The sequence below is a fragment of the Sphingomonas gilva genome, assembly GCF_003515075.1.
Classification (GTDB): Bacteria; Pseudomonadota; Alphaproteobacteria; order Sphingomonadales; family Sphingomonadaceae; genus Sphingomonas; species Sphingomonas gilva.
In genome coordinates this window covers 64,167-78,442 of record NZ_QWLV01000006.1, presented here as the reverse complement: position 1 = coordinate 78,442, position 14,276 = coordinate 64,167, and the positions used below count along the sequence as shown (strand labels likewise).

Sequence of the window (14,276 nt, the reverse complement as noted above, 5' to 3'; positions counted from 1 at the left end):
GGCGCGTCCGGCCGGCGGCGCATCAAGCGCCGACCGACGGCAGCACGGGATTTACTCCCGTGCTGCCCGCCGCATATAGGCCCAGCCATGCCACGCACCACCGCCAAGATCTGCGGCCTGTCCTCCGCCGCCACGCTCGACGCCGCGCTTCAGGGCGGCGCGAGTCATGTCGGCTTCGTCTTCTTCCCGCGCAGCCCGCGCAACATCTCGCCAGAAGAAGCCGCCGGTCTCGCTTCCCGCGTGCCCGATCATGTCGCGCGCGTCGGCGTGTTCGTGAATCCGGATGATGAACTCATCGCCCGCGCCATTCCCGCGATCTCGGCGATCCAGCTCCATCGAACCTCGCCCGATCGCGCCGCCGCGATCCGCGCGCGCTTCGCCCGTGAGACCTGGGCCGCGGTCGCGGTGCGCGCCCGCGCCGATCTTGAGGGCGCGCGCGATTATGCCGGCGCCGCCGACCGCATCCTCTACGACGCCAAGACGCCCGACGATGCGGCGCTGCCCGGCGGCATGGGCCTGCGCTTTGATTGGGCGCTGCTCGACGGGTTCGACCATCCGCTTCCCTGGGCGCTGTCGGGCGGGCTCGATGTCGGGAACGTGACCGAGGCGATCGGTCGCACCGGCGCGCGCCTGGTCGACGTCTCTTCGGGCGTCGAGAGCGCGCCCGGCGTCAAGGATGTGGACAAGATCGCCGCGTTCCTTAAGGCCGTCAGAACATGACCGTCCCCAACAGCTACCGCGCCCAGCCCGACGATCGCGGGCATTTCGGCCAGTTCGGCGGCCGCTACGTCGCCGAGACGCTGATGCCGCTGATCCTCGATCTGGAGGCGCACTACCGCGCCGCCAAGGCCGATCCCGCTTTCCAGGCGCAGTTCGACGATCTGCTCGAACATTATGTCGGCCGCCCCAGCCCGCTCTACCATGCCGAGCGGCTGACCGAGGCGCTCCGCGAAAGCGCGTCCGAGGGAATGGGAGCACAGGTCTGGTTCAAGCGCGACGAGCTCAACCACACCGGCGCGCACAAGATCAACAACTGCATCGGGCAGATCCTGCTCGCCATCCGCATGGGCAAGACGCGCATCATCGCGGAGACGGGCGCGGGCCAGCACGGCGTCGCCACCGCCACGGTCTGCGCGCGCTTCGGCCTCCCCTGCGTCATCTACATGGGCGCGCGCGACATGGAGCGGCAGCAGCCCAACGTGTTCCGCATGAAGCTTTTGGGCGCGGACGTGATCGGCGTCGAATCGGGCGCGCGCACCCTGAAGGACGCGATGAACGAGGCGCTGCGCGATTGGGTCGCCAACGTCCACGACACCTTCTACATCATCGGCACCGCCGCCGGGCCACATCCCTATCCCGAACTCGTCCGCGATTTCCAAAGCGTCATCGGCCGCGAGGCGCGCGCGCAGATGCTCGCGCGAACCGGCCGCCTGCCCGATCTGCTGGTCGCGGCGATCGGCGGCGGTTCGAACGCCATCGGCCTGTTCCATCCCTTCCTCGACGATGCGGATGTGAAGATGCTCGGCGTGGAGGCGGCAGGCCACGGCCTCGACAAGCAGCACGCGGCCAGCCTTGCGGGGGGGCGCCCCGGCATCCTCCACGGCAACAAGACCTATCTGCTGCAGGACGCCGACGGCCAGATCGACGAGGCGCACTCGATCTCCGCCGGCCTCGACTATCCCGGCATCGGCCCCGAACATAGCTGGCTACACGAAATCGGCCGCGTGCAATATGAGAGCGCGACCGATAGGGAAGCCCTCGACGCCTTCCAGCTGCTCTGCCGCACCGAAGGCATCATCCCCGCGCTCGAACCCTCGCACGCCATCGCGGCGGTGGCGCGCAAGGCGCGGAAAATGCGCGCAGACCAGATCATCCTCGCCAATCTCTGCGGCCGCGGCGACAAGGACATCTTCACCGTGGCAGAGGCACTGGGGGTGGCCATATGAGCCGTCTCTCAAGCGCCTTCGCAGGCAACCATCCCGCCCTCGTCACCTTCGTCACCGGCGGCGACCCTTCGCCGGCCGCAACCCCCGCGATCCTCGATGCGCTCGTCGCGGGCGGCGCGGACGTGATCGAGCTCGGCATGCCCTTCACCGATCCGATGGCCGACGGCCCGGCGATCCAGGCCGCCAACCTGCGCAGTCTCGGCGCGGGCACGACGACCGCCGACCTTCTCACCATCGCCAAGAACTTCCGCGAACGCCACCCGGACGTGCCGTTGGTGCTGATGGGCTACGCCAACCCCATGACCGTCCGCGGCGCCGACTGGTTCGCCGCGGCCGCGCGCGCCGCGGGCGTGGACGGGGTCATCTGCGTCGATATCCCGCCGGAGGAGGACGATGCGCTCGGCCCCGCGCTTCGGGCGGAAGGTCTGCACCTGATCCGTCTCGCCACGCCCACCACCGATGCCGAGCGCCTGCCCGCCGTGCTCGATGGCGCATCGGGCTTCCTCTACTACGTCTCGGTCGCCGGCATTACCGGGCTGCAGCAGGCGGCGCAGACCAGTATCGAGACGGCCGTCGCGCGCCTCAAGGCCGCCACCGATCTCCCCATCGCCGTCGGTTTCGGCGTACGCACGCCCGAACAGGCCGCGGCGATCGGCCGCGTCGCGGACGGCGTCGTCGTCGGCTCGGCGATCGTCGAGCTGGTCGGTCGGCACGGCGCGGATGCGCCCGCCGCCGTCACCGCCTATATTCGCACGCTCTCGGATGCGCTTGCGTCCGCAAGGAAAGTAGAAGCATGAGCTGGCTCACCCGCGTCCGCAACGCGCTGCCCTTCATTCCCAAGGCGCAGACTGCCGATCAGCTGTGGCACAAGTGCAAGGGTTGCGGGCAGATGATCTTCACCAAGGAATATGAGGAGAATCGCTCGGTCTGCCCCAATTGTCAGCATCATGGCCGGATCGGTCCGAAAGCGCGCTTCCGCCAGATTTTTGACGAGAACAGCTGGTCCACCCTCGCCGCGCCAAGGGTGACCGAGGACCCGCTCAAGTTCCGCGATTCGAAGCGCTACACCGATCGGCTGAAGGCGGCGCGGTCCGACACCGGCGAGCCCGACGCGCTGGTCAACGCGGAGGGCACCATTCTCGGGCGCCGCGCGGTGATCGGCGTGCAGGATTTCGCCTTCATGGGCGGATCGATGGGGCTCGCGGTGGGCGAGGCGTTCGTCAGCGGCGTCGAGCATGCCATCGCGGCCCGCGCGCCCTACATCATCTTCACCGCATCGGGCGGCGCGCGCATGCAGGAGGGCATCCTCAGCCTGATGCAGATGCCGCGCACCACCGTCGCCATCCAGATGCTGCAGGATGCCGGCCTCCCCTATATCGTCGTGCTGACCGATCCCACCTCGGGCGGTGTCATGGCGGCCTATGCCATGCTGGGCGACGTTCAGATCGCCGAGCCCGGCGCGACGCTCGCCTTCACGGGCCGCCGCGTGATCGAGAGCACCATCCGCGAAAAGCTGCCCGACGATTTCCAGACGTCCGAATATTATCGCGATCACGGCCTGCTCGACATGGTCGTGCACCGGAAGGACCTGCGCGAAACGTTGGGCCAGCTGATCGGATACCTATGCGGCGAGCGGAAGGCGGCGTGACGCATCCAGCTCTCTCCCCTTCAGGGGAGAGGGTTGGGAGAGGGGCAGTGTGTCTAGAATTCTCCCGTCCCGAACGCACGTCCATCGTCCTTCCCCTCTCCCCGGCCCTCTCCCCTGAAGGGGAGAGGGAGTAAGCCAGTGCCCGACCACGCCCGCTCCGCCTCTCCCGCCGTGCAGACCCAGCTCGACCGCCTCTGGGCGCGCTCGCCGGGCGCGGACGTGCTCGGCCTCGAACGCATCACTGCGCTCCTCGCGCGCATCGGCAACCCGCACCGCCGCCTGCCGCCCGTCTTCCATGTCGCGGGCACCAACGGCAAGGGTTCGACCTGCGCCTTCCTGCGCGCCGCGCTGGAGGCCGCCGGCCACCGCGTCCATGTCTATTCCAGCCCCCATCTCGTCCGCTTCAACGAACGTATCCGCCTGAGCGGAAAGCTGATCGACGACGAAACGCTCGCTCCCCTTCTCGCGGAGGTGCTGGATGCGGGCGAGGACATCGGCGCCAGCTTCTTCGAGGTCACCACCGCCGCCGCGTTCCTCGCCTTCACGCGCACGCCCGCGGATGCTTGCGTGATCGAGGTCGGGCTGGGCGGAAGGCTCGACGCGACCAACGTCATCCCCGATCCGGCGGTCTGCGGCATCGCCCAGCTCGGCGTCGATCACGAGGCGTTTCTCGGTCCCGATCCGATCGGCATCGCGCGCGAAAAGGCCGGCATCGCCAAGCCGGGGCGGCCAATCGTGATCTCCCGCTATTCCAGTGTCGTCACCGCCGCTATTCGCGAGGTCGCGGATGCGGCCGGCGCACCGGTGATCGACGACTGGCATTACACGACAGAGGCCGATCGCCTTCGCTATCGCGATGACGCCGGCACGCTCAGCACGCCGCTCCCGGCTCTTCTTGGCGCGCACCAGAGCGCCAATCTCGCGCTCGCCGTCGCCATGCTGCGCCATCAGGAGCGGCTGCCGATTGTCGACGGCGCGCTCGCAACGGCCGCCGAAGCCGCGATATGGCCTGCCCGCCTGCAAAGGCTCGGCGCAGGGCCACTGACCGCGCTCCTGCCCAGCGCGCAAATCTACCTCGATGGCGGCCACAACGCCGCTGCGGCGGAGGCTATTGCCGGCTTCCTCACCACGCAAGGCAGGCCCGCGCGTCTGATCCTGGGAATGCTCGCCAACAAAGATGCCCTCGGCCTGCTCGCGCCGATCGCGCCCTACGCCCGTTCGCTCCACGCGGTTCCGGTGCCGCATCACGATCACCACGATCCCGCCGCGCTTGCGCGAATCGCCGAAACGCTCGGTCTTGAGGCTTCCCCCGCGAGCGATCCGGCCGAAGCGATCACCGCCATCGGCAAGGACGACCAAGCGCCGCTGATCCTGATCCTCGGCTCGCTCTACCTTGCTGGAGGGGTTCTCGCGGCGAACGGCGAACTGCCCGAATAACGGCGAATCCCTTGATATCCGTCGCCCCTGCGCAGGCAGGGGCCGCTGTGTTTGTGGCAGATCCTACCATCGCGCTTGCCGCCTGAGGCCAGCGCCGGGCCGGAGTGCCTCCCAGGCAATCCATGTGCACGTGGGACGTGCACAACCCGACACTCCTGTGCAGGGGCGACGGTTAGAAATGCCGCATGTCCGGCTCACCTTCCCGACAACACTACCCAGCGCATGCCCCATTATTGCGATTGACTATCAATAGCGGATCAGCATGATGTGCCTCGTCCCAACGAGAAGGCTCATCATGACCGCCGTCACCACCCATTTCGACGCAGCCCTTCCCGCCCCGCTTCCCTTCGACGACGCAGGTCGTGTGCTGCTGTTCGCGATGCGCCGCATGGCCTCGGGCGGGCTCGACGACGCGCATGCCGCGCACATCCTCTTCATCCGCTTCCGCATGGGCTATCGCCGCCCGCTGGTGCTGCTGCGCGCGCTGATGCTGGAGCTGTCGCGCACCGCGCGTCAACCGATCCAGGTCGCCCCGTGCTGCTGCCCGCGCATGACCGCGGCGGAGGCCACGCTGATCGACACGATCCGCATCGCCATCCTCGATCCCCATGCGGCGCACGACATGGTGTCAGACGTCGCCGGCACGCCCGACTGCCTCGGCGCGCTCACTACGGCGCAGGCTGTGTCGGAGGCCTTTGCGGACGGCGGTCTTCCGTTGGCGTAACTTCGCCGTCCGCCCGCGCGTCCCCTGCGCCTTCGGTGCCGGCGCTGCCGATCGAGCTGTCCGCCAGGCCGCTTCGGATCATCCACCAGAAGAGCAAGATACCGGGCGCTGCGGCGGCGGTCGTCAGCAGGTAGAAATTTACATAGCCCATCGCCTCCACCATCGCGCCGGCCGTCGTTCCGGTCAGCAGACGGCCGACGATGCTCGAGGCGGCCGAAATCAGCGCATATTGCGCAGCGGTGAAGCGCAGGTCGGTGAGCGCGGAGAAATAGGCGACCACGGTGACGCTGCCGATCCCGCTCGCGAAATTCTCGAACGCCATCGTCGCGGCCAGCCCGGCATTGCTGTGTCCTGCGCCCGCGAGCAGGGCGAAGCTGAAGTTCGATACGCCCATCAGCACCAGGCTCAGCAGCACCGATCGCTTCAAGCCGATCTGCGCATAGAGCCAGCCACCGACGAAGATGCCGGCCAGGAACGCCCAAAAGCCTACCCCGACGTCCCACAGCGCGATCTCGTCGTTGGTATAGGCAAGATCGTCGAGCATGATGCGCAGCACCAGATTGGCGAGCGTGTCGCCGATCTTGTGGAGCAGGACGAACAGCAGCACGAGCAGCGCGCCACGCCGCTGGAAGAACTCGACGAACGGCCCGTAGACGGCCTTCAGCGCACCCGCCGCGCCCTTGCGTTCGGAAGGTTCGCGGTGCCGCTCGGGCTCGCCCATCAGCAGTGCGGTGATCATCGCCGGCAGCGCGAAGGCGGCGCAAGCCAGATACGCCGCCTCCCAACCCACTCGCGCCGCCAGGACCAGCGCGAGCGCGCCCGCGGAGACCGATCCGATCCGCCAGCCATATTGGAGCATGCCGGAACCCACGCCCAGCTGATACGGCTTCAATATCTCGATGCGATAGGCATCTATCACGATGTCGTAGGTCGCGCCCGCCAGCCCAACCAGGATCGCGGCAATCACCGTGGGCATGATGTCGTCGGGCCTTGGCGTGACCAGCGCCAGGTTCGCGACCGCCGCGATCACGAGAACGCCCGCCACCAGCATCCAGGAGACTCGCTGCCCCAGCCGGCCGATCACCGGCAGGCGCACGCCGTCGATGATCCAGGCCCAGAGGAATTTGAGGTTGTAGACGAGGAAAGCGAGCGTGAAGGCGGTGATCGTCGATTTCTCTATGTCCGACTGCGCCAGCCGCGTGGTCAGCGTCGAGGCGATCATCGCGAAGGGGAAACCTGACGAGGTGCCGAGGAAGAACGACGCGAGCGGCGCCTTCTCGACATAGGGCTTTACACCATCGATCCAGCTCTTCCGCGGGGTGACCACGCTACCATCCATACACTCTTGCCCCTTCGCGCTTCTCGCGTGACACTAGCGCGAAAACGCGGAGAGGATAGCCCGGCGATGAACGCCTTCACCCCGACCGAAGGGCAGATCGCCCTGGCCGAATCGCTGCGCCGCGGCGACCGCCGCAACGACCTCGCCGTCACCCATGTCGATGCCGCGGCCTATACCGATCCGGCGCGCCACATCGCCGAACAGGAACGGCTGTTCAGCCGCCTGCCGCTGGTCATCGCGCCCTCCGCACTCCTGCCGCGGAACAACATGGCGGTGCCGCATGACGGCTTCGGCAAGCCGCTGCTCGTCACCCGCGACGGAGAGGGCAAGGCGCACGTCTTCCTCAACGTCTGCCGCCACCGGGGCACGCGTCTGGTCGAGGGCGGCGAACCCGTCTGCCAGTCGCGCCTGGTCTGCCCCTATCACGCCTGGACCTACAAGACCGACGGCAGCTTGATCGGCCTGCCTCGCTCCGACGCCTTTCCTGGCCTCGATAAGGGCGATTTCCATCTGAAGCGCCTGCCGACGCTGGAGGCGGGCGGGATGATCTGGTTCGCCTTTGACGAGGCTGCCGACTTCTCCGAGGCGGCGCGCCTGGGCGAGGATTTCGACGCCTTCGCGCTCGCCGGGCAGCACCTCTTCCGCCGCCGTACGCATGAGGTTGCGGCGAACTGGAAGCTGATCATGGACGCGTTCCTGGAAAGCTATCACGTCCAGCGGCTCCATTCGAACACGATCGGCCCGTTCTTCCAGGACGGCATCGCCTCCGCCGACACGATCGGCGCACACCAGCGTTCGGCGGTGGGACGCGAGGCGGCGCTGGAAGCGCTCGCCGCGCGCGACTGGCCGACGCTCCGCTCGGCGATCACCTACACCTATCAGCTGTTCCCCGGCACGGTGCTGATCATCAGTCCCGACTACATGAACCTGATGGTGCTGATGCCCCAGGCGCACGACCGCGTGCTGGTCGAGGACTTCATGCTCATCCCGGAGCCGCCAGAGACCGAAAAGGCGCTGAAGCATTGGGAGAAGAGCTGGAATCTCCTCGATGAGGGCGTCTTCGCCGGTGAGGATTTCCGCGCCGCCGCGCTGGGGCAGCAGGGGCTGCAATCGGGCGCGATCGACCGGCTGACCCTCGGCACGATGGAAGCGGGCATCCGCAAGTTCCACGATTCGGTGGAGGCCGCGCTCGCCTGAGGCTAGGGCCGGCCGGTGACCGGCGATCTTCCTCCCATCCTGCTCGGCGCGCTGCTCGGCCTCGTCATCGGCAGCTTCGCCGCGACCGCCGCCGTGCGAATGCCGAAGGGCCGCAGCGCATTCGTGGGAAGATCGGCGTGCGACGGCTGCGGGCGCACGCTCGGCCCGAAGGACCTGATCCCGCTCCTCTCCTACGTCCTCGCGCATGGCAAGTGCCGCACCTGCAGCGCGCAAATCGATCCAATTCATATTCAGATCGAGATTGCCGCCGCATTGATCGGTGCATTCTCCGCCGCCCTGCTGCCGCCGCTGCCTGCCCTCGCCGCAGCACTGTTCGGCTGGACGCTGCTGACGCTCGCCGCGCTCGACCTGCGTCATTTCTGGCTGCCGGACCGGATCGTCCTGCCGCTCGGGCTTGCCGGCCTGGCGGTCAACGCCGCCGATATCGGGCCCGGCCTCACGACCGCGCTCATTGGCGGCGCGTCCGGGTTCGTCATCCTCTACGCAGTCGGAGCGATCTATTTCGCGCTGCGCAAGCGACGCGGGCTCGGCGGCGGCGATCCCAAGCTGCTCGGCGCGATCGGCGCCTGGGTCGGCTGGGCGCCGTTGCCCTTCGTCATGCTGGGCGCGGCGAGCCTCGGCATCGTCCTCCTGCTGCTCGACCGGTTGCGCGGCGGCGTGGTGACCGCCGTCACACGCGTCCCGTTCGGCGCCCTGCTCGCCGCGGCCGCCTGGCCCACGCTGATCGCAATCCTCCGTTAGAGCCGCCCGCTCCGCTCCAGCACTCCCGCGGAAAGGGCCGCGCCATCGCCTGCGATCTGAAGCCGCGCCTGCCAGCGCCCGTCGCCGAACAGCCGCAGGTCCAGCCGCTCGAGGCCCGAAGCGCCCTGCAGCGGCAGCAGCAGCGCGCCGCCGTCGCACCGCGCGCGCCCGGTCATTCCCTGCGCCAGCGACACGCCGGGCAGCGCAGCCGAAAGCTCGGCGCGCACCTGCCCCTCGGCCCGGTCGCAGACGCCATCGGCGAAGCGCGCCGAAACATCGGTCGCGATCAGCGCGCCCAGCGGCAGGCCTTCGAATAGCCCCTCGACCGGCAGCCGGCCTGAGACATCGTCGATCCCGGCGCCGTTGCGGCTGACGCTCACCGCGCCCCGCATGTCGCCGTCGCCCGACAGATCGAGCCGCACCCGCCCGACGAGCAACTGCACCGGCGACAGCGAAGCGTCGAGATCGCCCAGCGCCAACCCCCTCCAGCGCGCCTCGATCAGCCGCCCGGCCCAGACCGGCCCCCGCGCCTCGCGCGCGCTCAAGCCCAGCCGCTCGGCGTTCACCACGCCCAGGGCCATACGCAGCGGAAACAGCAGCACGATCGCGGCGGCGAACAAGGCGATCCAAAGTGCCCCGCGCCCCATCGTCAGCCTAATGCGCATCAGACCCCGCGCCCCTTCAGCCGCATCTCGGCGCTGACGGTCTGTCCCGAGCCCGCGCGCATCGCGAGCGAAACCGGAAAGATCCCTCGCCCGCGCAATCCGTCGATCCACGCGAACAGCGCCTGGGGCCGCGCGGCGGGAATGGCGACATCTACGGCATCGCTCCCGACGGCGCTCACCTGCGCGCCGGTAAATCCTGCCTCGGCCGCCGACTGCGTGACCACCTCCGCCAGCGGCGCCGGCAACCGTACCGCATCGTCGCGCAGCGATCGGATCGCCCCCACTTGTCGCGCGATCGTCGCCTCGGTCTCGAGCGCCTCGGCATGGCGGCGCTTGGCCGCGGCGAGCGCGTCGTTCACCGGCAGAACGATTCCCAACCAGACGATGACGATCGCCATCAGCGCACCCATGACGAGCAGCATGTACCGCTCGCGCTTCGTTCGGCCGGCGAACCAGGATTTGAGGTTGGCGGTCATCGGGCGCGCACCGTCAGTTCGACCCGCTGGCGGCCGTCCGCCTCGCTCGTCGGCCCAAGATCGACGTCGAAGCCATTGTTCTGGATTGCGTTCGCCGCCGTCGAGAGTGCCGGGGCGTTGGGCCCGGCCAGGATGATCCGCAAGCTGCCGTCCTCGCCATAATGTATCTGCGTCAGATCGACATCGGGCGTGTCCTCGAGCGCGCCCAGCACGCCGCCGGCCAGCGCGGAGAATCCGCCGCCCGCGCCCTGCAGGCCCGCCAGCCGCGCCGCCATCGACGTCGCCGGATCGCCGCTCTGCGCGCCCGGCGGCAGCGCCTGTCTCGCCAGCGCCTCGGCGCGCCGTCCGGCCGCGTCGGCCGCCAGGCTGTAATGCGCGATCCGCACGATCGACGTCGCGAGCACCAGCAGCGCGGCGACGCCGGCCAGCATCGCCAGCCTGCGCACCAGCTTCCAATCGACGCCGAGCCGCCGCGCCCGCGCGAACGCCCCCTGCCGCAGGTCGAATCCCGCATGGTCGAGCGCGCGGTCGAGCGGCTCCTCGGGCGCATCGGCGATCTCCGCACCTGCGAGGATCATCGGCGCTACGACGTCATCCTCGGCGAAAGCCGAATCGAAACCGCGCACTACCCGCATGCCGCCGATCGCGCCGCGAACGAAGCCCGCCACCGGCGCGGGCAATAGCAGCGGCGCCGGATGGACGACATGCGGATCATGACCAACCGTCGCCAGCCGCGCCAGCCATCCCGCCATCCGCGCCGGATCGATCATCGCCATCAGCCGCCGCCCTTCGCTATCGGCCGGGCCGAGTGCGACGTGCAGGCTGGCCGCCGGCGCCGCGCTCGTCTCCGCCGCCAGCAGCGTCGCCGCCGCACGCGCCTGCGCCGGCGCGAGATCAGGCAGCACGATCCAGTGCAGCGCCACCGACTCCGCCGGCGCGATCGCCGCCACGCGCATGTCCTCGCCAGGTGCGGGCGCCGAAACCGCATCCTCGCCCGCCTCCAGCTGCGCGCCGTCCCGCCACAGGGACCATGCCACGGGCGCGGCATCATCCTCGGGCAGATGCAGGATCAGCGTCGTCGCGCTCATCCTTCCTCGCCCCAGGACCGGCGCACCAGCTTCACCGGATCGGCCTCGGCATCGAACAACGCGGTCTCGCGCAGCTCGGCGCCGGCAAGCTCGAGCCGCACTTCCACCACGAACCAGCGGCTGCGGACCTGCGGCTGCGCGCGCACCGCGGCATCTGGTTCGAGCGCGCGCAACACCGGATGATCCCAGAACCGCACCTGGCTGCCGTAGCCGTCGACGGGCCGCTCGGCGATCACCGATCGCGCGGCTTCCACCGGCAGCCGTCCGTCGAACAGCATCGCCAGCAGCGGCGCCTGCCTTTCGGTCAGCGTGTTGACGTTGACCGGCGAAAGCCCGCCCACGGGAAGCGCGCAAATGAACGGCTTCAAACGTGCATAGATGTCTGGCGTCATCCCAGGAACAACGCGCAACTCGCTGACATCTAAAACAAAGCGATTGGCCGGCAGCATGGCCGGATCGCGTCCGGCATAGGCGGCGTCCTCCCCGCCCGACGGCGCGGGCACGCTGTCGCTGTCGATCCAGTCGGCCAGGCCCGCCGCGATCCGCGCGGCATCCCCCGGCCCCACGCCCAGGCTCGTCGCCAGCGCAACGAACTGCCGCAAGGCGATCGGATTGGCGACCAGCAGCGTGTCCGCCGGCGTGGCGCCCGGCGTCTCGCTTACGACGCTGTTGAGGTTGAAGCAGTTGCCGCCGTCGACCACCCCCGCCGAGCCCGAACCACCCGGAACGGGCAAAGCGCGCAGTGCCCCCTGCCAGCCGCCCGCCAATGTGGTCTGACTGGCATCGCGCGCCATCAGGTCAGCGATCTGCACCCTGGCGATCGCCTCCGCCGCGCGCGCATAGGCCCGCGCCTGCGCGTTGGCCGCACCGTTCACCGCCAGGCTGGTGGCCAGGCTGACTCGTTCGAGCAGCGTGGCGGCCAGCACGGACATCACCGATACCAGCAGCAGCACGCTCAGCAACGCGGCGCCTTCCTCGCGCGGTGGCGTCATGCCGCCACCATGAAGCGCTGGGTCAGGCTGCGCCCGCCGGCAAGGGTCAGGTTGATCTCGATCGCGCGCGGCAACAGCGTCGGGTCGACCGGATCCCAAACGTCGCGCCACCCCTCATCTGCCCGGTAGCGCGCGGTCGCTACCCTTACCCCCTCGACCAGCACCAGCGGATTTCCCGGCTCGCCGCCGTCCAACGCCGCGGCGGTCAGCCGCATCAGCCGCCCACCCTCCACCCGGTATTCGACCCGCTGCAGATTGGGCCGCGGATCGCCACCGGGATTGTCCCATCCGGCGCGCACCAACAGCGCGATCGGCCCCGCTCCGCCGCCGGCAAAGGCCGGTCGCTGCCCGGTCGGTCCGCCGCGCGTCGGCCGCGCCACGGCCTGCGCCATATCAGCGGACAGCAGCGCATGCGCCCGCCGCAATTGCGCCGAGGCGTCGAGCCGTTCCGCCACCCGCGCCTGGCTGTCGACGCCGGTCGCGAGCAACAACGCGCCGGCGCCCGCGATCATGCCGAACACCAGCAGCGCCACCATCAGCTCGACCAGCGTGAAGCCCTGGGCCGGCGCGGCTGGCCCTCCGTGGCGGCGAAATATCGCTGTCCTACATGCCGCCGTTTGTGTCAGTCTTGTGCTTGGCTCTTTGACATTGCCGCACCATAAGCGCCAAGCGCGTAACAATCGAACAAGCACGTGAAACGCAATTGCCGAACTGCTGCGACTTATGCGACGCACGCACGTGTCGGGCAGCGAATCGGTCAACACCGTCGGCATTATCCGGCCACCGATCTGACGACAGTCAACCGCGCGGCGGGCGGTCCATTCGCACCGGCTACAGCTATATCGATCCGCAGGATGCGGATATCGGCTGTGCGCGTCGTCCGACGTACCCAGCGCCAAGACAACCCTCCATTGATCTCAACGCCGTTCGTCGTCCCCAGCGGAGGCGCGACCGGATCGGCGAGCGCCTCGACGGCGACATTTTCCGCGACGATCTGCGCGATCAGCTTGCGATCGACCGTACCGGTGCTGGCGATGCTGACCCCTACCAGCTTCATCAGCGCCAGCGCCGCCAGGCTGAACACCGCCAGCGCGACCATCATCTCCACAAGGGTGAAGCCGTGCTCGGCGGAACGCCCAAAATGGCTGAAGCCGTTAGCCTTCGACATTGACGCTTCCATCGGCAGCTATCCGGACAGTCGCGCTCGTGCCGCCACTGGTCAGCATCACGGTTGCCGGGTCGGCGAGTCCGGTGGGGTCGAACCGCACCTCTCCAGCCGAACGATTGCCGAGCATCGCCCGCATGCCCTCGGGCAGCGCCGCTTGACGCAGCCCGCGCTGCTCCAGCGGCCGCATCACGCCGCCGCTGCGCTGGGCGAAGGTATAGCCGTCGCTGTTCACCACCAGAATGGTCGCCCGCCCATCGACGATTGCCAGATCGCGCGCGACCGTCGTGCGCGCCGCCAGCTTCTCGGCCGCACTGCGCACCGCACCGTCACCCGAAGGCATGCTCATCACCACCGCGCCCGCCGCCATGCCGATGATCGCGACCACGACCATCAGCTCGACAAGCGTGAAGCCTGAATCACTCCCAGTTGGTGATGTCGGCATTATCGCCCTCGCCGCCCTCGGCTCCGTCCGCGCCGTAGGACCAGATGTCGATCGGCCCGTGCGAGCCCGGATTGGCGTAGCCATAGGGCCGCCCCCATGGATCGTCCGGCAAGCGGCGGATATAGCCGCCGCGCCCGTCCGTGCTTTCGGTCAGCATCGCCAGCGTCGGCGGATAGGTCATCCGCTCCAGCCGGTACATCTCCATCGCCTGCTCGATCGTCGCGATATCGGCCTCAGCCTTCTTCCGCATCGCCACGTCCTGGCTGGGCAGCACGTTGATCACGACCAGGGTGGTGAGCAGCCCGATGATGACGATCACGACCATCAGCTCGACAAGCGTGAAGCCTTCCTCGTCATCCTCTCGCAAACTATTGCCAATGTTCTTCAACATA

The 14,276-nt window shown here is 68.7% G+C and carries 17 protein-coding genes; 8 read left to right on the top strand and 9 right to left on the bottom strand.

The window, feature by feature from the left end; translation table 11 throughout:
• Positions 1 to 87 precede the first annotated feature (87 nt).
• The 6 genes from D1610_RS12615 (at position 88) to D1610_RS12590 (ending at position 5,755) form a co-directional block, all read left to right on the top strand.
• The gene (locus tag D1610_RS12615) at positions 88 to 720 is read left to right on the top strand and encodes a phosphoribosylanthranilate isomerase (protein WP_118864555.1); all 633 of its coding nucleotides are present in this window, start codon (positions 88 to 90) and stop codon (positions 718 to 720) included.
• Positions 717 to 1,946 (top strand): tryptophan synthase subunit beta, encoded by a 1,230-nt coding sequence (trpB, locus tag D1610_RS12610; RefSeq protein ID WP_118864554.1) that lies wholly within the window; start codon positions 717 to 719, stop codon positions 1,944 to 1,946. Before D1610_RS12615 ends, trpB begins: the two co-directional genes overlap by 4 nt.
• Positions 1,943 to 2,743, top strand: coding sequence for a tryptophan synthase subunit alpha (gene trpA / locus D1610_RS12605; protein WP_118864553.1), 801 nt, complete (start codon positions 1,943 to 1,945; stop codon positions 2,741 to 2,743). Before trpB ends, trpA begins: the two co-directional genes overlap by 4 nt.
• Positions 2,740 to 3,594 (top strand): acetyl-CoA carboxylase, carboxyltransferase subunit beta, encoded by an 855-nt coding sequence (gene accD / locus D1610_RS12600; RefSeq protein WP_118864552.1) that lies wholly within the window; start codon positions 2,740 to 2,742, stop codon positions 3,592 to 3,594. Before trpA ends, accD begins: the two co-directional genes overlap by 4 nt.
• A 138-nt stretch (positions 3,595 to 3,732) precedes the next feature.
• Positions 3,733 to 5,031 carry a bifunctional folylpolyglutamate synthase/dihydrofolate synthase gene (locus D1610_RS12595; protein ID WP_118864551.1) on the top strand — a complete coding sequence of 433 codons (1,299 nt, stop codon included), beginning with the start codon at positions 3,733 to 3,735 and terminating at the stop codon, positions 5,029 to 5,031.
• Positions 5,032 to 5,326: 295 nt separating this feature from the next.
• Entirely contained in the window at positions 5,327 to 5,755 is a 429-nt protein-coding gene (locus D1610_RS12590; protein WP_245942215.1) for a DUF6628 family protein, read from the top strand.
• Here the strand turns inward: D1610_RS12590 and D1610_RS12585 are convergent.
• On the bottom strand, positions 5,700 to 7,094 hold the full coding sequence (locus tag D1610_RS12585) for an AmpG family muropeptide MFS transporter (RefSeq protein WP_118864550.1): 1,395 nt from the start codon (positions 7,092 to 7,094) through the stop codon (positions 5,700 to 5,702). The genes D1610_RS12590 and D1610_RS12585 overlap by 56 nt on opposite strands.
• Positions 7,095 to 7,160: 66 nt before the next feature.
• Between D1610_RS12585 and D1610_RS12580 the strand changes: the two genes are divergently transcribed.
• A complete protein-coding gene (locus D1610_RS12580; protein ID WP_118864549.1) occupies positions 7,161 to 8,291 on the top strand; it encodes an aromatic ring-hydroxylating oxygenase subunit alpha in 1,131 nt (376 codons plus the stop codon).
• Positions 8,292 to 8,306: 15 nt separating this feature from the next.
• On the top strand, positions 8,307 to 9,053 hold the full coding sequence (locus D1610_RS12575) for a prepilin peptidase (RefSeq protein ID WP_118864548.1): 747 nt from the start codon (positions 8,307 to 8,309) through the stop codon (positions 9,051 to 9,053).
• Here D1610_RS12575 and gspN read toward each other — a convergent pair.
• Genes gspN through gspG form a run of 8 tightly spaced genes read right to left on the bottom strand, consistent with a single transcriptional unit; the run spans position 9,050 to position 14,275 of the window.
• Positions 9,050 to 9,718, bottom strand: a complete 669-nt coding sequence (gspN, locus tag D1610_RS12570) for a type II secretion system protein N (protein WP_182466821.1) — start codon at positions 9,716 to 9,718, stop codon at positions 9,050 to 9,052. The two genes, D1610_RS12575 and gspN, sit on opposite strands and share 4 nt — an antisense overlap.
• Complete coding sequence (gene gspM, locus D1610_RS12565; RefSeq protein ID WP_118864546.1) at positions 9,718 to 10,194, bottom strand: type II secretion system protein GspM; 477 nt, start codon at positions 10,192 to 10,194, stop codon at positions 9,718 to 9,720. Before gspM ends, gspN begins: the two co-directional genes overlap by 1 nt.
• Complete coding sequence (gene gspL / locus D1610_RS12560; protein WP_118864545.1) at positions 10,191 to 11,282, bottom strand: type II secretion system protein GspL; 1,092 nt, start codon at positions 11,280 to 11,282, stop codon at positions 10,191 to 10,193. Before gspL ends, gspM begins: the two co-directional genes overlap by 4 nt.
• Positions 11,279 to 12,274, bottom strand: a complete 996-nt coding sequence (gene gspK, locus D1610_RS12555) for a type II secretion system minor pseudopilin GspK (RefSeq protein ID WP_118864544.1) — start codon at positions 12,272 to 12,274, stop codon at positions 11,279 to 11,281. Before gspK ends, gspL begins: the two co-directional genes overlap by 4 nt.
• Positions 12,271 to 13,047 (bottom strand): type II secretion system minor pseudopilin GspJ, encoded by a 777-nt coding sequence (gene gspJ, locus D1610_RS12550; RefSeq protein ID WP_118864543.1) that lies wholly within the window; start codon positions 13,045 to 13,047, stop codon positions 12,271 to 12,273. The genes gspK and gspJ overlap by 4 nt, the downstream gene beginning before the upstream one ends.
• Positions 13,047 to 13,442 (bottom strand): type II secretion system minor pseudopilin GspI, encoded by a 396-nt coding sequence (gspI, locus tag D1610_RS12545; RefSeq protein ID WP_118864542.1) that lies wholly within the window; start codon positions 13,440 to 13,442, stop codon positions 13,047 to 13,049. Before gspI ends, gspJ begins: the two co-directional genes overlap by 1 nt.
• Positions 13,429 to 13,884, bottom strand: coding sequence for a GspH/FimT family pseudopilin (locus D1610_RS12540; RefSeq protein WP_182466819.1), 456 nt, complete (start codon positions 13,882 to 13,884; stop codon positions 13,429 to 13,431). The genes gspI and D1610_RS12540 overlap by 14 nt, the downstream gene beginning before the upstream one ends.
• Entirely contained in the window at positions 13,859 to 14,275 is a 417-nt protein-coding gene (gene gspG, locus D1610_RS12535; RefSeq protein WP_118864541.1) for a type II secretion system major pseudopilin GspG, read from the bottom strand. The genes D1610_RS12540 and gspG overlap by 26 nt, the downstream gene beginning before the upstream one ends.
• Position 14,276: the final 1 nt, after the last annotated feature.